18 protein-coding genes and 1 tRNA gene are annotated in these 17,646 nt (G+C 62.8%); 8 read left to right on the forward strand and 11 right to left on the reverse strand.

The features are described 5' to 3' along the window. Positions 1-62 precede the first annotated feature (62 nt). Genes QSV36_RS11435 through QSV36_RS11450 form a run of 4 tightly spaced genes read right to left on the reverse strand, consistent with a single transcriptional unit; the run spans position 63 to position 3,039 of the window. Positions 63-752 carry an ABC transporter permease gene (locus tag QSV36_RS11435; RefSeq protein WP_170027845.1) on the reverse strand — a complete coding sequence of 230 codons (690 nt, stop codon included), beginning with the start codon at positions 750-752 and terminating at the stop codon, positions 63-65. Further along, positions 752-1,444: an ABC transporter permease gene (locus QSV36_RS11440; protein WP_170027846.1), complete on the reverse strand. Its 693-nt coding sequence runs from the start codon at positions 1,442-1,444 to the stop codon at positions 752-754. Before QSV36_RS11440 ends, QSV36_RS11435 begins: the two co-directional genes overlap by 1 nt. A 54-nt stretch (positions 1,445-1,498) precedes the next feature. Then, on the reverse strand, positions 1,499-2,254 hold the full coding sequence (locus tag QSV36_RS11445) for an ABC transporter substrate-binding protein (RefSeq protein WP_186687556.1): 756 nt from the start codon (positions 2,252-2,254) through the stop codon (positions 1,499-1,501). A gap of 11 nt (positions 2,255-2,265) precedes the next feature. Continuing rightward, positions 2,266-3,039, reverse strand: a complete 774-nt coding sequence (locus QSV36_RS11450; RefSeq protein WP_003257472.1) for an ABC transporter ATP-binding protein — start codon at positions 3,037-3,039, stop codon at positions 2,266-2,268. A gap of 640 nt (positions 3,040-3,679) precedes the next feature. Here QSV36_RS11450 and gabP point away from each other — a divergent pair. Further along, entirely contained in the window at positions 3,680-5,065 is a 1,386-nt protein-coding gene (gabP, locus tag QSV36_RS11455) for a GABA permease (RefSeq protein ID WP_013970487.1), read from the forward strand. A gap of 179 nt (positions 5,066-5,244) precedes the next feature. Here gabP and QSV36_RS11460 read toward each other — a convergent pair whose 3' ends face one another. After that, entirely contained in the window at positions 5,245-5,688 is a 444-nt protein-coding gene (locus QSV36_RS11460; protein WP_289131682.1) for a hypothetical protein, read from the reverse strand. Between the two features lie 199 nt (positions 5,689-5,887). Between QSV36_RS11460 and QSV36_RS11465 the strand changes: the two genes are divergently transcribed. Next, the gene (locus QSV36_RS11465) at positions 5,888-6,094 is read left to right on the forward strand and encodes a hypothetical protein (RefSeq protein WP_289131683.1); all 207 of its coding nucleotides are present in this window, start codon (positions 5,888-5,890) and stop codon (positions 6,092-6,094) included. 141 nt (positions 6,095-6,235) lie between these two features. On the opposite strand, the gene QSV36_RS11470 is transcribed toward QSV36_RS11465, so the two are convergent. The 4 genes from QSV36_RS11470 to QSV36_RS11485 all read right to left on the reverse strand — a co-directional run bounded on the left by QSV36_RS11470 (position 6,236) and on the right by QSV36_RS11485 (position 9,972). Continuing rightward, a tRNA-Phe gene (locus tag QSV36_RS11470) sits at positions 6,236-6,311 on the reverse strand. A 90-nt stretch (positions 6,312-6,401) separates the two neighbouring features. Beyond that, positions 6,402-6,674, reverse strand: coding sequence for an oxidative damage protection protein (locus QSV36_RS11475; RefSeq protein WP_003257478.1), 273 nt, complete (start codon positions 6,672-6,674; stop codon positions 6,402-6,404). Next, complete coding sequence (gene mutY / locus QSV36_RS11480) at positions 6,671-7,738, reverse strand: A/G-specific adenine glycosylase (RefSeq protein WP_289131684.1); 1,068 nt, start codon at positions 7,736-7,738, stop codon at positions 6,671-6,673. The genes QSV36_RS11475 and mutY overlap by 4 nt, the downstream gene beginning before the upstream one ends. Then, a complete protein-coding gene (locus tag QSV36_RS11485) occupies positions 7,735-9,972 on the reverse strand; it encodes an AsmA family protein (protein WP_289131685.1) in 2,238 nt (745 codons plus the stop codon). Before QSV36_RS11485 ends, mutY begins: the two co-directional genes overlap by 4 nt. A 465-nt stretch (positions 9,973-10,437) precedes the next feature. Here QSV36_RS11485 and QSV36_RS11490 point away from each other — a divergent pair, with 465 nt between their 5' ends. The 6 genes from QSV36_RS11490 (at position 10,438) to hisF (ending at position 15,410) form a co-directional block, all read left to right on the forward strand. Continuing rightward, complete coding sequence (locus QSV36_RS11490) at positions 10,438-12,099, forward strand: OFA family MFS transporter (protein WP_289131686.1); 1,662 nt, start codon at positions 10,438-10,440, stop codon at positions 12,097-12,099. Positions 12,100-12,370: 271 nt separating this feature from the next. After that, positions 12,371-12,964 carry an imidazoleglycerol-phosphate dehydratase HisB gene (hisB, locus tag QSV36_RS11495; RefSeq protein WP_028635305.1) on the forward strand — a complete coding sequence of 198 codons (594 nt, stop codon included), beginning with the start codon at positions 12,371-12,373 and terminating at the stop codon, positions 12,962-12,964. Further along, a complete protein-coding gene (gene hisH / locus QSV36_RS11500; RefSeq protein ID WP_289131687.1) occupies positions 12,965-13,603 on the forward strand; it encodes an imidazole glycerol phosphate synthase subunit HisH in 639 nt (212 codons plus the stop codon). It abuts the gene before it with no gap. Next, positions 13,604-13,864, forward strand: coding sequence for a DUF2164 domain-containing protein (locus QSV36_RS11505; protein WP_186674953.1), 261 nt, complete (start codon positions 13,604-13,606; stop codon positions 13,862-13,864). 27 nt (positions 13,865-13,891) lie between these two features. Beyond that, entirely contained in the window at positions 13,892-14,629 is a 738-nt protein-coding gene (gene hisA / locus QSV36_RS11510) for a 1-(5-phosphoribosyl)-5-[(5-phosphoribosylamino)methylideneamino]imidazole-4-carboxamide isomerase (RefSeq protein WP_003257484.1), read from the forward strand. Positions 14,630-14,639: 10 nt separating this feature from the next. Continuing rightward, entirely contained in the window at positions 14,640-15,410 is a 771-nt protein-coding gene (gene hisF / locus QSV36_RS11515; RefSeq protein ID WP_170027856.1) for an imidazole glycerol phosphate synthase subunit HisF, read from the forward strand. Positions 15,411-15,545: 135 nt separating this feature from the next. Here the strand turns inward: hisF and choV are convergent, their stop codons facing one another. Both choV and choW read right to left on the reverse strand, forming a co-directional pair. Then, the gene (choV, locus tag QSV36_RS11520) at positions 15,546-16,724 is read right to left on the reverse strand and encodes a choline ABC transporter ATP-binding protein (RefSeq protein ID WP_186687549.1); all 1,179 of its coding nucleotides are present in this window, start codon (positions 16,722-16,724) and stop codon (positions 15,546-15,548) included. Further along, the gene (gene choW / locus QSV36_RS11525; protein ID WP_289131854.1) at positions 16,721-17,569 is read right to left on the reverse strand and encodes a choline ABC transporter permease subunit; all 849 of its coding nucleotides are present in this window, start codon (positions 17,567-17,569) and stop codon (positions 16,721-16,723) included. Before choW ends, choV begins: the two co-directional genes overlap by 4 nt. Positions 17,570-17,646 lie beyond the last annotated feature (77 nt).

Genomic DNA, 17,646 nt, shown 5'->3' on the forward strand with positions numbered 1-17,646 from the left:
ACATTCAAGGTTGGCGCTACACCTGTGGGAACGGGCGTGCCCGCGAAGCCGTCAGTGAGGTTTCAGCGGCCCTGGCAGGCATCCACGCGCAACCAGCGCTCCAGCAGCTTGAAGCCCTGCACCAGCACGAACGAGATCACCAGGTAGAACACCCCGGCGGCAAAGAAGATTTCTACCGGCAGGTAGGTCCGGGCAATGATGGTACGGGCCATGCCGGTCAGCTCCAGCAGGGTCACGGTACTGGCCAGGGCGCTGGCCTTGAGCATCAGGATCACTTCGTTGCTGTACGCCGGCAGGCCGATGCGCGCCGCGCGCGGCAGCATGATGTAGAACAGCGTCTTGCCACGCGACATGCCCAGCGCCCGTGCCGCCTCGATCTCACCCTTGGGGATCGACTGCAGCGCACCGCGCAAAATCTCGGCGATGTACGCGGCGGTGTGCAGGGTCATGGTCAGCACCGTGCACCAGAACGGATCGCGCAGGTAAGGCCACAGCGAACTCGAACGCACCACGTCGAATTGCGCCAGGCCGTAGTAGACCAGGAACAACTGCACCAGCAGCGGCGTACCGCGGAAGAAGAAGATGTAGCTGAACGGCACGGCGCGCACATACCAGTGGCGCGAGGAGCGGGCGATGCCCAGCGGGATGGCCAGGATCAGCCCGGCCACCACGGCAATAGCTACCAGCTCCAGGGTCAGGGTCGCGCCCTGGGCCAGGCGCGGCAGCCATTTGATGATCACTTCCCAGTTCATTACACGGCCCTCGCAAAGCCGCGAGCGGCGCGTTTTTCCATGAAGTGCATGCCGGTCATGGCGATGATGGTCAGGCTCAGGTAGATGCAGGCCGCGACCATGTAGAAGGTGAACGGCTCTTTGGTCACGGTCACGCCGATTTGTGCGTGGCGCATGATTTCTTCCAGGCCGATCACCGACACCAGGGCGGTGTCCTTCATCAGGATCATGAACAGGTTGCCAAGGCCGGGCAGGGCGATACGCCACATCTGCGGCAGGATGATCCGCGACAGGATGCGGCCCTTGGACAGGCCCAGCGCCAGGCCGGCTTCGCGGTGGCCCTTGGGGATCGCCAGGATCGCGCCACGGAACACTTCGGTGGCATAGGCGCCAAAGCACAGGCCCAGGGCAATCACGCCCGCTGCGAAGGCACTCAGCTCCAGGCCCGGCATGTTCAGGGCCTCACCAAGGGCGTTCATCAAGCCGACGGTGCCAAAGTAGATCAGCAGCACCCACAGCAGTTCGGGTACGCCGCGTACCAGGGTCGAATAGAAACCGCCAAGCCATTGCAGAGGCTTGACCGAGGAAGTCTTGGCCAGGGCGCCGAGCAGGCCCAAAACCAGGCCCAGCAGCAAGGCGCAAAGCGCCAGTTTTACGGTCATCAGGGTGCCGGCCATCATGGCCGGACCGAATCCGTGCAGGTCGATATTCATGGGCAGGTCATTCTAGGGACTGGCGCGCCGCAAGGGCGCGCCAGTCTGGGCGGGTCATTCGATGCTGAACGGGAAGTACTTGTCGTTGATCTTCTTGTACGTACCGTCGGCCTTGATTTCTGCCAGGGCTTTGTTCAGGTCGTTGCGCAGTTTGTCGTCACCCTTGCGCACGGCAATGCCGATCTTGTCGCTGTCCATCACCGGCTCGCCCTTGAACTCGAAGTTCGAGCCGTCCTTGCTCTTCAGCCACTCGTACTGCACGTACTTGTCGGCCAGGATGCCGTCGATGCGGCCGGAGACCAGGTCGAGGTAGGCGTTTTCCTGGGTGTCGTACAGTTTGATCTCTACGTCATCGCCGTAGTTGTCTTCCAGCCAGGTGCCAGCCAGGGTGGCGCGCTGGGTGCCGATCACCTTGCCCTTGAGCGAGGCCTTGTCGGTCTTGAAGTCGACGTTCTTCGGCGCGATGAACTGCAGCTTGTTGGAGTAGTACGGGTCGGTGAAGTCCACTGCCTGCTTGCGCTCGTCAGTGATCGACAGCGACGACACCAGGAAGTCGAACTTCTTGGCGTTCAGCGCCGGGATGATGCCGTCCCAGTCCGAGGTGACGACCGAGCATTCGACTTTCATCTTGGCGCACAGGGCGTCGCCGATGTCCTTGTCGAAGCCGACCACGTTACCGCTGGCATCCTTGTTGTTGAACGGTGGGTAGGCGGCTTCGATACCCATGCGCAGTTTTTCTGCGGCCATGGCGTTGGCCGACATCACCAGCGTGGCAGCAGCTGCCAGGAGAAACTTCTTGTAAGTGTGCATGTATTGCTCCGTTAACGGTGGCTGGACATGAATTGCTTGCAACGCGCCGAGGTCGGGTTTTCGAACACCTGCTGCGGCGATCCCTGCTCTTCGACCAGGCCCTGGTGCAGGAAGACGACTTCACTGGACACATGCCGGGCAAAGCTCATCTCGTGCGTGACCAGCAGCATGGTACGGCCTTCTTCGGCCAATGCGCGGATAACGTTTAGCACTTCCTGGACCATTTCCGGGTCGAGCGCCGAAGTGGGCTCGTCGAACAGGATGACCTTGGGCTTCATGGCCAGGGTACGGGCAATGGCGGCACGCTGTTGCTGGCCACCGGAAAGCTGGGCGGGGTAACTGTGGCGCTTGTCGTAGATGCCGACCTTGTTCAGCAGCGCTTCGGCGGCTTCGATGGCCTCGGCCTTGCTCTGGCCAAGTACGCGGCGCGGCGCCTCGATGATGTTGTCGAGGATCGACATGTGCGGCCACAGGTTGAAGTTCTGGAAGACGAAGCCGATCTCGCTGCGCAGGCGGTTGATCTGGCGGTTGTCGGCGGCGACCAGGTCGCCGTTCTTGGCGGCCTTGAGCTTGAGCGCTTCACCGGCGACGAGGATTTCGCCCTGGTGCGGGTTCTCGAGCAGGTTGATGCAGCGCAGCAGGGTGGACTTGCCGGAGCCGGACGACCCCAGGATGGAGATCACGTCACCGTCGCGTGCGGTCAGCGAAATGCCCTTGAGAATTTCCTGCTCGCCGTAGCGTTTGTGCAGGTTGCGGATTTCCAGCGCGGGCGTGGCCTGAGCCATGTGCGGTCCTCATTGTGTTCGGGTGCGTTCCCAGCTGTTGGCGGCCTTCCTGGCGAGCGCCAAGCTAGCATAGCGGTATCGCGGCGGCCAACAGGGGCGCCAGGTGCTCGGGGCGCTGGTGGGGCAGTTTGTCGCATCGCTGCAGCGCAACGTCGCGCGGATGTCCGCGAAGGTCTCGCCCAGCACCAGAGCCTTGATGAAAAAAGGCGCGATGGTGCCAGCTTTGGTCGGCTCAGGGAAGCGCTTTTAGACCATTCGCGGGTAGATTCAGACCGCCAAGGTAACCGCGCTGGTGAAAATGGGTTCACCGGCAGAGGCCCTTCTAAGGTGTTCGGTTGTACCTTTGGGTTGCACTTTTTTGCCTTGCAGCGGTGCAAAGGTGTTACCGAGGAGCACCTTTGGTGCGTTTGTAAGTGGGTATTTCAGTAATCCGAAGATTTGATGCCCTTTCGGTCAGCTCTTGGCCGAAAGCCCTCCGAACCGCGTGCTGAAAGGCCTGCCGGGCTTTCTGACGAATGCATTCAGCACATGGCGCGCTTATTGCCAGCAGGAAACCGCCGATTGCAGCGACGCCCAGGTCAACCCTTGGCGCGCTTTGTACCCGCAGTCGGCGTGGTCCACTCCTTACAAAGGTAGTTTTATGAGCGGTAACAATTCCAATGACCTCGCTCAGGGGCTCAAACAACGGCATGTGACCATGCTGTCCATCGCTGGCGTGATCGGCGCCGGCCTTTTCGTTGGCTCCGGCCACGCCATTGCCGCTGCCGGCCCGGCCGTGCTGCTGGCTTACGCTGCCGCCGGTACCTTGGTAGTACTGGTCATGCGCATGTTGGGTGAAATGGCGGTCGCCTCGCCTGACACCGGTTCGTTCTCTACGTATGCCGACCGCGCCATCGGGCGCTGGGCCGGTTTCACCATCGGCTGGCTGTATTGGTGGTTCTGGGTGCTGGTGATTCCGCTGGAAGCCAACGCCGCCGCAGCCATCCTGCATGCCTGGTTCCCTGCGGTTGACCTGTGGGCGTTCTCCCTGGTCATCACCCTGGCACTGACCCTGACCAACCTGTGCAGCGTGAAGAACTATGGCGAGTTCGAGTTCTGGTTCGCCCTGCTCAAGGTGCTGGCGATCATCGGCTTCATCGCCGTGGGTTGTGCTGCCTTGTTCGGCTTTGTGCCGAGCAGCCAGGTCAGCGGTGCCAGCCACCTGTTCGACACCCAGGGCTTCATGCCCAATGGCCTGGGCGCGGTGCTGGCAGCCATGCTGACCACCATGTTCTCGTTCATGGGTACCGAAATCGTCACCATCGCTGCGGCCGAGTCGAAGGACCCGGGCAAGCAGATCAGCCGTGCTACCAACTCGGTCATCTGGCGTATCTGCCTGTTCTACCTGGTGTCGATCTTCCTGGTCGTGGCCCTGGTGCCGTGGAACGACCCGGCACTGGCCGAAACCGGTTCCTACCAGACCGTGCTGAGCCGCATCGGCGTGCCGAATGCCAAGCTGATCGTCGACATCGTCGTGCTGATCGCGGTAACCAGCTGCCTGAACTCGGCGCTGTACACCTCGTCGCGCATGCTGTTCTCGCTGAGCAAGCGCGGTGACGCCCCGGCCATCGCCCAGCGCACCACCAAGTCGGCGACCCCGCATGTGGCGGTGCTGCTGTCCACCGCAGCGGCGTTCCTCTGCGTGTTCGCCAACTTCGTGGCCCCGGCCCAGGTGTTCGAGTTCTTGCTGGCCAGCTCCGGTGCCATTGCCCTGCTGGTGTACCTGGTGATTGCCGTGTCGCAGCTGCGCATGCGTGCCCAGCGTGAGGCCCGTGGCGAGAAGATCACCTTCAAGATGTGGCTGTTCCCGGGCCTGACCTGGGCGACCATCGCCTTCATCATTGCCATCCTGGTGGTGATGGCGCTGCGTGAAGACCACCGTGCCGAAATCATCGCGACCGCGCTGCTGAGCATTGGTGTGGTGGCGGCTGGCTTGCTGGTGCACCGCAAGCGCGAAGCTGCCGGGCGGGTAGCGCTGGATAACTGATCCGCGCTGGCTGCAATGAAAAGGCCGCGTCCTGTGCAGGGCGCGGCCTTTTTTGTTGTCTGTTCCGGCCCTTTCGCGGGCTTGCCCGCTCCCACATGGGTGGCGTTGCCTTCAGGCTGGCGGTGAACCTGTGGGAGCGGGCAAGCCCGCGAAGAGGCCGGAACGGCTACCTGGCCCGGTCAGCCAAACTGCTTCTGCTGCTGTTGCTGCTTGGCAACCAGCTCCGAGGCTGCCACATAGGCCGCCTGGAATTCATCACTCTCCAGCCAGGCCATGGTCGCCTCTTCGTCGGCGCCGTCCAGCCACTTACGGTAGGCGTTGAACACCAGCACGATGTAGTCGGTGGCGTGTTCTTCCTTGTGCCCCTTGAGCACCAGGCCCAGCAGTGGGTCTACCAGGAACACCGAGATCATCGGTACCAGGCCGCCCTCCTGGGCTTCCTTCATCTTCTTGAACAGCGCGTCGTAGCTGCCCGACTCCATGGCCTTGTTGTATACCTGCTCGATGCTGGCGCTGTCGCCTGCACTGGCCTTGACCGCCTGGCCGCTGCGTACCATGCGGTTCTGTTTAGCCTTGTTGGCGGCGCGTTTGGCGCGTTTCTGTTGCTTGCTAGGGGTGGCCATGGGAAATCCTGGGTGGTCTGAAAAAGTACACGTATTGAAGCGCAGTTACTCGGGGAGCCCAAGTGTTGCGCATGAGAATGACTGTACGGCCTATTGCACACGGGCTTCTGGCAGAGATCCTTCCACCTGCTTCCAGCGGCTTCCCCTCTTTAGCCTTCATGGGCCCTTTGCATGAAGCAGAGGAAACAGGAGACTGATGATGAAGCATTACTTCATGGCAACCTTCGCAAGCTACGACGATAACGAGCAGATGTCTTTTCGAACCGCTGTCGCTGCCCTTGATGAATACAAGGTACCGGGTAGCAAACTGCGTGAGCTGGTAGCGGCAGCGCCGGAAGCGGACCTGGAGCTGGTATGCGTTTCGTACCTTGGGCAAATGACGGAGGAAGAGTTTGGCGCTCGTTAAACCGGCTGCCTGAACAGTGGCTGCGCTCTGCAAAGAGGTATGAGCGCAGCTTCTGAAAAAATCGCAGGCAACAAAAAACCCGCACTAGGCGGGTTTCTTGTTGTCGCTTCGGGTAACTTTGCAACCACCAGAAGCTGAAGGTGGTGCCCAGAGACGGAGTCGAACCGCCGACACGAGGATTTTCAATCCTCTGCTCTACCGACTGAGCTATCTGGGCGACGAGGTGAATTAAATAGACTTTCAGACCGCCCGTCAACGACTTTTTGAAAAAATTTTAAATTAATTCCGTCGCTTACGTTCCGTGGGGTCATTCCGAGGGCGGCACGTAGCCTTCCGCCTGGGCGTATTCTTCGCCGGCGAAAAACTTGTCCATCTCGCCCTGGAGGAATTTGCGGTCCTCGGCGTTCATCATGTTCAGGCGCTTTTCGTTGATCAGCATGGTCTGGTGCTTCTGCCAGTCGGCCCAGGCCTTCTGCGAGATGTGTTCGAAGATGTCCTGGCCCTTGGCGCCGGGGTAGGGCGGGCGCTCCAGGCCTGGCAGTTCTTCTTTGTACTTGCGGCACATCACGGTGCGGGTCATCGGGCGTCTCCTGCAATCAGTTCGTCGGCCGCGCGTTTGAGCAGTTTTTTCACCGGGGCGGCGAGGCCCAGGCGCGGCGGGGTGGCGAGGTTATACCAGAGCCAGTCGGCCTCGGCCACGTGCTGGCCGAGCGGGTCGACGCGCACCAGCCAGGGCTCGATCGCCAGCTGGAAGTGGCTGAAGGTATGGGTCAGGCCGTCCATGGCGCGGCTTTCGGCCAGGCGCAGGCCGTGCTGGTAGGCCAGGTCGTCGAGCTGGGCGATGTCGTCCAGTTCCGGCAGGCTCCACAAGCCACCCCACAACCCGCTGGAGGGGCGGCGGTAAAGCAGGATGGCGCCTTCGTGGTTGGCCAGCAGCGGCATCAGCGTGCGCCGTTGTGGCAGCGCCTTGCGCGGCTTGGGTTCCGGGTAGCGGGTTTCTTCGCCGTGCAGGTGCGCTTCGCAGCCGCGCCGCAGCGGGCAGATCAGGCAACTGGGCTTGCTGCGGGTACACAGCGTGGCGCCCATGTCCATCATCGCCTGGGTATAGTGGTTGGCACGCTGCTGCGGGGTAAAGCGCTCGGCCGTGGCCCACAGCTGGTTGGCCACCTTGGGCTCGCCAGGGTAGCCGGCCTGGGCCGTGTAGCGGGCCAGCACGCGTTTCACGTTGCCGTCGAGGATCGGTGCACGGATGCCCATGCTGATGCTGGCGATGGCGCCGGCGGTGGAACGGCCGATGCCGGGCAGCTCGGTGAGCTGCTCGACACTGCGCGGGAATTCGCCACCATGCTGCTCGACCACGATCTTCGCGGCTTTTTGCAGGTTGCGCGCCCGGGTGTAGTAGCCCAGGCCGGTCCACAGGTGCAGCACCTCGTCCTCGGGCGCTTCGGCCAGGGCCTGCACGGTCGGCAGGGCCTGCATGAAGCGGTCGAAGTAGTTGAGCACGGTGCTGACCTGGGTCTGCTGCAGCATGATCTCCGACACCCACACCCGGTACGGGGTGATGCCCTGCTGCCACGGCAGGTCGTGCCGGCCGTGCTCGTCATACCAATCCAGCACAGCGCTGGAGAACTGCTCTGGGGTCATCGCTTGAACAGCCCCTTGAGCGCGTCTTTCACTTCCGGGCTCACTTTGTCTCCGAGTTTTTCATCGATCTTTTCCTGCAGGCGGTTGCCGGCCAGCTTGGCGGCGACCTTGCCCATGCCATCCTGGTCCAGGCGGCAGGCCTTGGCGCCCAGCTCCAGCGGGCCGCGGCAACGCAGTGGTACTTCCACGCCAACATAGCGTTCGTTGACCTGGCAGGCCGGGTCGGGCATGGCGCGCTGGTCGCCTTCGACAATCACGCCGACTTTGTAGTCCATGCCCAGCACGCGCAGGTCGAGGTCACCCTGGCCGTTGACGGTAAGGCCCGGGATGCGCGCCTTGAGGTCCGGGTTGCTGGCGACCCCATTGCGCACCACCAGGCTGCCGCGCAGCTCCTGGAACGGGGTGTCCTTGCCGCGTGGCTCGCCGTTCAGCGCTTTGCGGTTGAGCGTGGCGATGGCCTGGCACAGTTGCTGTTCCAGGTTGGCATTGACCAGCACGCCGTCGTTGATGACGAAATTGGCGTTGCCGTTGAGGGTATCCACCAGCGCCTTCTGGCTGTTGCCGGTAGCGGTCAGGTCGCTGTTCAGGGTCAGCAGGCCTTTGACCGGCGGCTCCTGGTCCTTACCCTCGGTCTTGATGAAGTGCTCCACCGGTACCCGCTGGATGTTGGTGTTGACGCCCAGTTGCGGCACGGCAGGGCGAACATCGACGGTACCCTTGGCCTCGAACGTGCCGTTGTACAGCCCGCCACGCAGGGTTTGCAGGGTCAGCAGGCCGCCCTGGCCGGTGGCCTTGAGCTGGGCGTCGGTGATCGGCAGTTTATCCAGGGTCAGCGCGCCGAAGGCCAGGTCGGCCTGCAGGTCGAGGGCGCGCAGGCGGTCGACCGGCAACAGCTTGTCGTCGCTCCAGGCCACCTGGGTCGGGGCGTTGGGCAGCGGCGTGGTGCCGGCGCCGGCGACCGCGCCGGCTTCCTGCTGCTTGACCTCGGCCTGGCGCGCGGCAGTGGCCCCCTTGGCCTGCTCGCTCTTGGCCGGCAGGTAGCGGTCGGCGTCGAAGCTGTCGCCTTTGAGCTGCAGGCGCAGGGCTTGCTTGGCGAAATCCTCGACGGCCACGCGGCCGGTGAAGGTGCTGTCGTCCAGCTTCACGGCCAGGTCTTCCAGGGCCAGGCTGTTCGGCGTGCCTTGCAGACGGGTGACCAGTTCCAGCCTGGAGAAGGCTGCCGGGTCGTTGCTGGCCGGCAGCGGGCGGCCAATGCTGTCGAGGAACGTGCGCAAGTCGAACTGGGCGATGGACAGGCCACCGCTGAGCTGGGGTGCCTTGTCCAGGTCACGCAGGTTCAGCTCGCCCAGGGCGCGCAGCTGGTTGGCCGATACTTTAAGGCCGCTCCACGAAGCGACATTGGCGCCCAGGTCGACCAGCAGTTGGCCCTGCGCGGCGAAGGTCACGGTTTTGCCACCGGTTGGCTCACCCGAGGTTTCGCCCGACAGGCGCATGTCTTCGAAGTTGTAGCGCTTGAGCTTGCGGTCGAAGCGCAGCTCGCCGGCCAGCTCGGTGCGGGCCTTGATGTTCGGCTGGCTGGCGCTGAGGAAGGCGCTGGCCTTGAGCGGGATATTCGCGCCTTCGTGGACCGGGCCGGTGCTCAGCTGGATGCTCTCGGCGCTATAGCTTTGGCCGGTCTTGGCATCGGTGTATTGCACCCGGGCGTTGTTCACGGTCAGGCTGTCGATGTCCAGCTTGACCGCGCGGTCGTTGCTGGGGGGCGCTGCCGGTTGCTGTTCGGCGGGTGCCTGGGCTGGGGCAGTGGCCTGCGCGCCGGCGTCCTGTGCGGGCAACGGCTTGCCGATGTCTTCCCAATTGCCATGGCCCTGTTCGTCCCGCGCCAGGGTCAGGTTCAGGCCCTCGACGCGCACGTCGCTCATCTGTACTTCGCGGCGCAGCAGTGGCAGCACACGCACCGACAAGCCAAGCATCTGCAGGTCGGCGAACGGCTCCTTGGGTTTGTTCAAGGTGGCGATGCTTGCTTCGTGCAGCTCCAGGCCCAGCCATGGGAACAGGCTCCAGCCGATGTCACCGTTGAGCGTGAGCTCGACGTGTGCCTTGTCGCGCGCCAGCTGGCGAATCTCGTCTTTGTAGTCGTTGGGATCGAACAGGTGGGTCAGGGCGAAGCCCAGCGCCACGATGATCAGCAGCAACCCGAGAAGCCCAAGTCCCAGGATTTTGCCGAACGCTTTCATGGGCGAGTCCTTGTAGTACGTTGTGTGAATTCCGAACGGCAGAGTATAGCGCCGCAGGGGTGGGCCCTGCGTATTCGACAAGAGATACAGGGCATTTCCTACTTTGCGGGATTCGACAGTTGTGGTTTCGGCAGTTCCTTCGGTGTTGGATTCCTCGCGGGCAAGCCTGCTCCCACAGGTACTGCACAGGTGTCAAAAGCTGAGATGAACCTGTGGGAGCGGGCTTGCCCGCGCAGAGGCCGGTGCAGATAGCGCCGAAATACCGATTCAGCCAGGCGAAAAATAACGATATCAGATTGCTTTCATGTCATCTGCGAACTGGTACCCTTGTGCCGCTTTGCGGGGCGGCCGCGACCCATTGTCGCGGTCCGTTGCCCAGGGAAAAGGCCAGTTCGCCCTGCGTGCGAGAACAAGAGCCCGGGTTGCCATCCGCCAGCACTGTCTACCTACAAAAGGATCGAATCCATGAGCAGTACCATCACGGCAGAGGGGCTGGCCAGCGCGCCAGGCTTCCTGTCGAAGGAGCGCATTATCGCCCGCCCGGGCTTCAACCGTTGGCTGGTTCCGCCGGCCGCCCTGGCCATTCACCTGTGCATCGGCATGGCCTATGGCTTCTCGGTGTTCTGGCTACCCCTGTCGCAAGCCCTCGGCATCACCGCCCCGGTCGCCTGCGCGGCGGACATGGGTTTCATCGCCCGTATGTTCAGCGCCGAATGTGACTGGCCGATCTCGATGCTGAGCTGGATCTACACCTTGTTCTTCGTCTTCCTCGGTTGCTCGGCGGCAGTGCTGGGTGGCTGGCTGGAACACGCCGGCCCGCGCAAGGCCGGCCTGGTGTCGGCGCTGTGCTGGTGTGGCGGCATGCTGATCTCGGCCATAGGGGTGAAAACCCACCAGCTGTGGCTGATGTGGCTGGGCTCTGGCGTAATCGGCGGCATTGGCCTGGGCCTGGGCTACATCTCGCCGGTTTCGACCCTAATCAAGTGGTTCCCGGACAAACGCGGCATGGCCACCGGCATGGCGATCATGGGCTTCGGTGGCGGCGCCATGGTCGGTGCACCGCTGGCCACGGCGCTGATGGGGCACTTCGGCAACGCGCAGGAAGTGGGGGTGTGGCAGAGCTTCGTGGTCATGGCGGCGATCTACTTCGTGTTCATGACGGCCGGCGCCCTGGCCTATCGCGTACCGCCGACCGGCTGGAAGCCCGAAGGCTGGACTGCCCCGGCGAAAAAGGCCGGCAACACCATGGTCACCGACCGCCACGTGCACGTCAGCGTGGCGTGGAAAACCCCACAGTTCGCGCTGATCTGGCTGGTGCTGTGCCTGAACGTGTCGGCGGGTATCGGTATTCTCGGCATGGCCTCGCCGTTGCTGCAGGAAGTGTTCGCCGGCAAGCTGCTGGGCAACGGGCTGAGCTTCAGCGAGCTGAACAGCGCCCAGTTGGCGCAGATTGCCGCGATCGCCGCCGGCTTCACCGGCCTGCTGAGCCTGTTCAACATCGGTGGGCGGTTCTTCTGGGCTTCGTTCTCCGACTACATTGGCCGCAAGAACACCTACTTTGCCTTCTTCGCACTTGGGGTTGGCCTGTACAGCCTGGTGCCGAACATGGGCCACCTGGGTAACGTAGCCCTGTTCGTGGCGGCATTCTGCATCATCCTGTCGATGTACGGCGGTGGCTTCTCCACCGTGCCCGCGTACCTGGCCGACCTGTTCGGCACGCAGATGGTCGGTGCCATTCACGGGCGCCTGCTGACTGCCTGGGCGGCGGCGGGCGTGCTGGGGCCGGTGCTGATCACCTACCTGCGCGAATATCAGCTGGCCGCCGGGGTGGAACGTGCCGCGGCTTATGACATGACCCTTTACATCCTTGCCGGCCTGCTGGTGCTGGGCTTTGTCTGCAACATGCTGGTGCGCCCGGTGGCCGACAAGTACTTCATGAGCGATGCCGAGCTGGCTGCCGAGCGGGCGCTGAGCCACGACAAGGGCGCCGATGACGTGCAGTCGCTGGAGTGGAAAGCAGCGCCGGGTAGCCTGCCGCTGGTGCTGCTGGCCTGGGCGGTGGTGGTCGTGCCGCTGGCGTGGGGTGTTTGGGTGACCCTGCAGAAGACGGCTGTGCTGTTCCATTGATGTGCCTGTCTGGGGGCGCCTTGCGCCCCTTTCGCGGCGCAAGGCCGCTCCTACAGGGATCGCGTGAGCGTCGGGATTGCGCGATCCTGTGTAGCAGCGGCATCGCGCCGCGATGGGCTGCAAAGCAGCCCCATGTACCAGGTTGTATAGACCTGTAGGCCCGTCCATCCCCACAGTTCCTTGCCTTGCCATATGTCATCCGCGTTTCAAGCGGGCGCGTTCTGGGCCTATAATGAAGCCCTTTTCGCCCAATGATTTTGCGGAGCTGGTGATGGTTGAACGTAAGGCGTCCGTCGAGCGCAACACCCTGGAAACCCAGGTCAAGTGCTCGATCAACCTCGATGGCAGTGGCAAGGCCCGGTTCGATATCGGTGTGCCTTTCCTTGAACACATGCTGGACCAGATCGCCCGCCACGGGCTGATCGATCTGGATATCGAGTGCAAGGGTGACCTGCATATCGACGATCACCATACCGTCGAGGACGTCGGTATCACCCTGGGCATGGCCTTCGCCCAGGCCATCGGTGACAAGAAGGGCATCTTCCGCTACGGCCATGCCTACGTGCCGCTGGACGAAGCGCTGTCGCGCGTGGTCATCGACTTTTCCGGTCGCCCGGGCCTGCAGATGCATGTGCCTTACACCCGCGCCAGCGTTGGTGGCTTCGATGTCGACCTGTTCCAGGAATTCTTCCAGGGCTTCGTCAACCACGCCCTGGTAACCCTGCACATCGACAACCTGCGTGGCCACAACACCCACCACCAGATCGAAACCGTGTTCAAGGCATTCGGCCGCGCGCTGCGCATGGCCATCACCCTCGACGAGCGCATGGCCGGGCAGATGCCTTCCACCAAAGGGTGCCTGTAAATGCAGACGGTAGCCGTAATCGACTATGGCATGGGCAACCTGCACTCGGTGGCCAAGGCGCTCGAGCATGTAGGTGCCGGCAAGGTACTGGTCACCAGTGACGCCGCGGTCATCCGCGAGGCCGACCGCGTGGTGTTCCCGGGGGTGGGCGCGATTCGCGACTGCATGGCTGAAATCCGCCGCCTGGGCTTCGACAGCCTGGTACGCGAAGTCAGCCAGGACCGCCCGTTCCTGGGTATCTGCGTAGGCATGCAGGCACTGCTGGAGCACAGCGAAGAAAACGACGGTGTCGACTGCATTGGCCTGTTCCCCGGCCAGGTGCGCTTCTTCGGCAAGGGCCTGAAGGAAGACGGCGAACACCTGAAGGTGCCGCACATGGGCTGGAACGAGGTCGGCCAGACCAACCATCACCCGCTGTGGCATGACATCCCCGACCGTGCGCGCTTCTATTTCGTGCACAGCTACTACATCGATGCCGGCAAGCCGGCGCAGGTGGTCGGTCGCGGCCATTACGGCGTCGACTTCGCTGCGGCGTTGGCCGATGGTTCGCGCTTTGCCGTGCAGTTCCACCCGGAGAAGAGCCATACCCATGGCCTGCAGCTGCTGCAGAATTTCGTCGCCTGGGACGGGCGCTGGTAAATGAGCAGGTCGAAGACCAAGGCCCCAGTAATCACTCTGGCCCCCGAGCAGGAGCGCGCCGCGCTCGACACGCTCAAGCGCTTCCTCGAAGACCGTTTCGAGTTGACGCTGGGTTCGTTCGAGGTGGCCGAGGTCCTCGATGTGTTCAGCAAGGAAATTGCACCCCATTACTACAACAGGGCGATTGCCGATGTTCAGCTGCACCTCAAGGAGCGGTTCGACAGCATCGAAAGCGATCTGTGGGCGCTCGAGAAGCCCTGAAACCCCAAGAACAGACAGGTTCCCAAGATGCTGATTATCCCCGCTATCGATCTGAAGGACGGTGCCTGCGTGCGCCTGCGCCAGGGCCGCATGGAAGACTCCACGGTATTTTCCGACGACCCGGTGAGCATGGCCGCCAAGTGGGTCGAGGGTGGCTGCCGCCGTCTGCACCTGGTCGACCTCAACGGCGCCTTCGAAGGCCAGCCGGTCAACGGTGAAGTGGTTACCGCCATTGCCAAGCGCTACCCGACTCTGCCGATCCAGATCGGCGGTGGCATCCGCTCGCTGGAGACCATCGAGCACTACGTCAAGGCTGGCGTCAGCTACGTGATCATCGGCACCAAGGCAGTCAAGCAGCCGGAGTTCGTCGCCGAGGCGTGCAAGGCCTTCCCGGGCAAGGTCATCGTTGGCCTGGACGCGAAAGACGGCTTTGTTGCCACTGACGGCTGGGCCGAGGTGAGCTCGGTGCAGGTCATCGACCTGGCCAAGCGTTTCGAGGCCGATGGCGTCTCGGCGATCGTCTACACCGACATCGCCAAGGACGGCATGATGCAGGGCTGCAACGTGCCCTTCACCAAGGCGCTGGCAGAAGCTACTTCGATCCCGGTGATCGCCTCGGGCGGCATCCACAACCTGGGCGACATCAAGGCCCTGCTGGACGCCAAGGCCCCGGGCATCATCGGCGCCATCACCGGCCGTGCCATCTACGAAGGCACCCTCGATGTTGCCGAGGCCCAGGCCTTCTGCGACAACTACCAAGGCTGAGGACTGAACCATGGCACTGGCCAAGCGCATCATCCCTTGCCTGGACGTGGACAACGGCCGGGTGGTCAAGGGCGTCAAGTTCGAGAACATCCGTGATGCCGGCGACCCGGTGGAAATCGCCCGTCGCTACGACGAGCAAGGTGCCGACGAAATCACCTTCCTCGACATCACCGCCAGCGTCGATGGCCGCGACACCACCCTGCATACCGTCGAACGCATGGCCAGCCAGGTATTCATCCCGCTGACCGTGGGTGGTGGCGTGCGCACCGTGCAGGACATCCGCAACCTGCTCAATGCCGGTGCCGACAAGGTGTCGATCAACACGGCAGCGGTGTTCAACCCGGAGTTCGTCGGCGAGGCGGCGGACCGTTTCGGTTCGCAGTGCATCGTCGTGGCCATCGATGCCAAGAAGGTGTCGGCGCCGGGGGAAGCTCCGCGCTGGGAAATCTTCACTCACGGCGGGCGCAAGCCGACCGGGCTGGACGCGGTGGAGTGGGCGAAGAAGATGGAAGGCCTGGGGGCTGGCGAGATCCTGCTGACCAGCATGGACCAGGACGGCATGAAGAGCGGCTTCGACCTGGGCGTTACCCGCGCGATCAGTGATGCACTGGGTATTCCGGTCATTGCGTCGGGTGGTGTGGGTAACCTGCAGCACCTGGCTGACGGCATTCTGGAAGGGCATGCCAGTGCGGTGCTGGCGGCCAGTATCTTCCACTTTGGTGAGTACACGGTACCGGAGGCCAAGGCCTACATGGCTTCGCGCGGGATCGTGGTGCGCTGAACCAATGATTGGGGCTGCTTTGCAGCCCATCGCGGCTGAAGCCGCTCCTGCAGGGGCCGCGCCAATTTCCAGGCTTGCGCGGTCCCTGTAGGAGCGGCTTCAGCCGCGATGGGCCGCAAGGCGGCCCCAATTGCATCACCCGTGGTTCTTGCCTAGCAAGGCGTGGTAAAGCTCGGTATCCCCAAGAATCCCAACCACCTTGTCGTTGTCCTGCAACACCAGCTTGTTGCCGGTCTGATAACGTATCTGCAGCGCCTCGCGCATTCCGATATCGGCATTGACCAACGTTGGGCGGCGGCCCAGCAGCTCCACATCCTGCCCCGGTGCCCAGTTCTGCAGGTCAAGCCCGTTCTGCCCTTGGCGTGCACGCTTGATCGAGCCACCTTCGCCAAGGTCCAGCCACGAGTCGATGCCGGGATCGATGCACACCGAACCATTCACCCGCTTGCACTGGTCCAGGCTGCGCATCAGGCTGCGACCGCACAGTACGTTGAGCGGGTTGGTATGGGCGACGAAGGTGCGCACGTATTCGTCGGCCGGGTTCAGCACGATCTCTTCCGGCTTGCTGTACTGAATGATTCGCCCGTCCTTCATGATCGCGATGCGGCTACCCAGCTTCAGCGCTTCGTCCAGGTCGTGGCTGACGAACACGATGGTCTTGCTCAGCTTGGCCTGCAGGCCCAGCAACTCATCTTGCAGGCCCTGGCGAATCAGCGGGTCGAGTGCCGAGAACGGTTCGTCCATCAGCAGGATGTCGGCATCCATCGCCAGCGCCCGGGCCAGGCCCACGCGCTGCTGCATGCCGCCAGACAGTTCGTCCGGCTTCTTGTTACGCCATTGGGTCAGGCCCACCAGTTCGAGTTTCTCGTCAACCAGCTTGCGCCGTTCCTTTTCAGGGCGGCCCTGCATTTCCAGGCCAAAGCTGATGTTCTCGCGCACCGTCAGCCACGGCATCAGGGCAAACTTCTGGAACACCATGGCAATGCGCTTGGTGCGCATCATCTTCAGCTCGGCCGGGGTGCAGTGGGCAATGTCGATGTGCTTGCCTTCGTGCTCGACGAACAGCTTGCCGCGGCTGACGGTATTGAGGCCGTTGATGCAGCGCAGCAGGCTCGACTTGCCGGAGCCGGACAAGCCCATCAATACGCAGATCTCGCCCTTCTGGATGTCCAGGTTGGCCTTTTCGACACCCACCACCAGGCCGGTTTCCTTGAGGATCTGCTCGCGGGTCTTGCCTTGGTCGAGCAGCGCCAGCGCCTCGCGTGGCTTGCTGGAGAAGATGACGTCGACGTCTTCGAATCGAATGATGCTCATGCTTCACCCCTTGCCGGCAGGTCCGGTTGCTTGCAGATACGGTCGAGCATGATCGCCAGCAGCACGATCGCCAGGCCCGCTTCGAAGCCCAGGGAGATATCAGCGGTGTTCAGTGCGTTGACCACAGGTTTGCCCAGGCCGTCAGCGCCGACCAGGGCGGCAATCACTACCATCGACAGCGACAGCATGATGCACTGGGTTACGCCGGCGGCGATGCTCGGCATCGCATGCGGCAGTTCGATACGGGTGAGCAGCTGGCGGCGCGAGCAGCCAAACGCCTTGCCGGCGTCCATCAGCTCCTGCGGCACGTCGCAGATGCCGAGGTAGGTGAGGCGGATTGGCGCGGCAATGGCGAACACCACGGTGGAGATCAGCCCCGGCACCACACCCAGGCCGAACAGGGTCAGGGTGGGGATCAGGTAGACGAAGGTGGGTACCGTCTGCATCAGGTCGAGTACCGGGCGCATGGCGGTGTAGAACATCGGTTTATGCGCGGCGACGATGCCCAGTGGCACGCCAATAGCCACGCACACCACGGTGGCGAAGGTGACCTGCGCCAGGGTTTCCATGGTTTCCTGCCAATAGCCCAGGTTGAGGATCAGCAGGAACGACAGCGCGACGAATGCGGTTAGCGCCCACTTGCGCTGGATGAAATGCGCCAAGGCGGCGAACAGGGCGATGAGCACGAACGGATTGAAGAAAGTCAGGGCACTGGTGACGCCATGGATCATGAATTCCAGGCCTTGGGCGATGGCGTCGAAGTAATTCGCGCCGTTCTGGGTCAGCCATTCGACGAACGACGCGATGTACTGCCCCAGGGGTATTTTCTGATCGATAAGCATGATAGCGAGCTTCCACCTGCATAGATTGAACTCAACCCGGGGCAGACACGACCTGGCCCCGGGGTAGCGCTATTGCATAT

The sequence above is a fragment of the Pseudomonas sp. BCRC 81390 genome (genome assembly GCF_030341915.1).
Lineage (GTDB): Bacteria > Pseudomonadota > Gammaproteobacteria > Pseudomonadales > Pseudomonadaceae > Aquipseudomonas.

Bases quoted from the DNA above. Each gene is read 5' to 3' on its own strand.
- QSV36_RS11475 (WP_003257478.1), bottom strand. From the start codon at position 6,674: ATGACCCGCACCGTGATGTGCCGCAAGTACAAAGAAGAACTGCCAGGC.
- hisF (WP_170027856.1), top strand. From the start codon at position 14,640: ATGGCACTGGCCAAGCGCATCATCCCTTGCCTGGACGTGGACAACGGC.
- mutY (WP_289131684.1), bottom strand. From the start codon at position 7,738: ATGACCCCAGAGCAGTTCTCCAGCGCTGTGCTGGATTGGTATGACGAG.
- hisB (WP_028635305.1), top strand. From the start codon at position 12,371: ATGGTTGAACGTAAGGCGTCCGTCGAGCGCAACACCCTGGAAACCCAG.
- QSV36_RS11465 (WP_289131683.1), top strand. From the start codon at position 5,888: ATGAAGCATTACTTCATGGCAACCTTCGCAAGCTACGACGATAACGAG.
- gabP (WP_013970487.1), top strand. From the start codon at position 3,680: ATGAGCGGTAACAATTCCAATGACCTCGCTCAGGGGCTCAAACAACGG.
- QSV36_RS11435 (WP_170027845.1), bottom strand. From the start codon at position 752: ATGAACTGGGAAGTGATCATCAAATGGCTGCCGCGCCTGGCCCAGGGC.
- QSV36_RS11505 (WP_186674953.1), top strand. From the start codon at position 13,604: ATGAGCAGGTCGAAGACCAAGGCCCCAGTAATCACTCTGGCCCCCGAG.
- QSV36_RS11440 (WP_170027846.1), bottom strand. From the start codon at position 1,444: ATGAATATCGACCTGCACGGATTCGGTCCGGCCATGATGGCCGGCACC.
- hisA (WP_003257484.1), top strand. From the start codon at position 13,892: ATGCTGATTATCCCCGCTATCGATCTGAAGGACGGTGCCTGCGTGCGC.
- QSV36_RS11485 (WP_289131685.1), bottom strand. From the start codon at position 9,972: ATGAAAGCGTTCGGCAAAATCCTGGGACTTGGGCTTCTCGGGTTGCTG.
- choV (WP_186687549.1), bottom strand. From the start codon at position 16,724: ATGAGCATCATTCGATTCGAAGACGTCGACGTCATCTTCTCCAGCAAG.
- QSV36_RS11490 (WP_289131686.1), top strand. From the start codon at position 10,438: ATGAGCAGTACCATCACGGCAGAGGGGCTGGCCAGCGCGCCAGGCTTC.
- QSV36_RS11460 (WP_289131682.1), bottom strand. From the start codon at position 5,688: ATGGCCACCCCTAGCAAGCAACAGAAACGCGCCAAACGCGCCGCCAAC.
- QSV36_RS11445 (WP_186687556.1), bottom strand. From the start codon at position 2,254: ATGCACACTTACAAGAAGTTTCTCCTGGCAGCTGCTGCCACGCTGGTG.
- QSV36_RS11450 (WP_003257472.1), bottom strand. From the start codon at position 3,039: ATGGCTCAGGCCACGCCCGCGCTGGAAATCCGCAACCTGCACAAACGC.
- hisH (WP_289131687.1), top strand. From the start codon at position 12,965: ATGCAGACGGTAGCCGTAATCGACTATGGCATGGGCAACCTGCACTCG.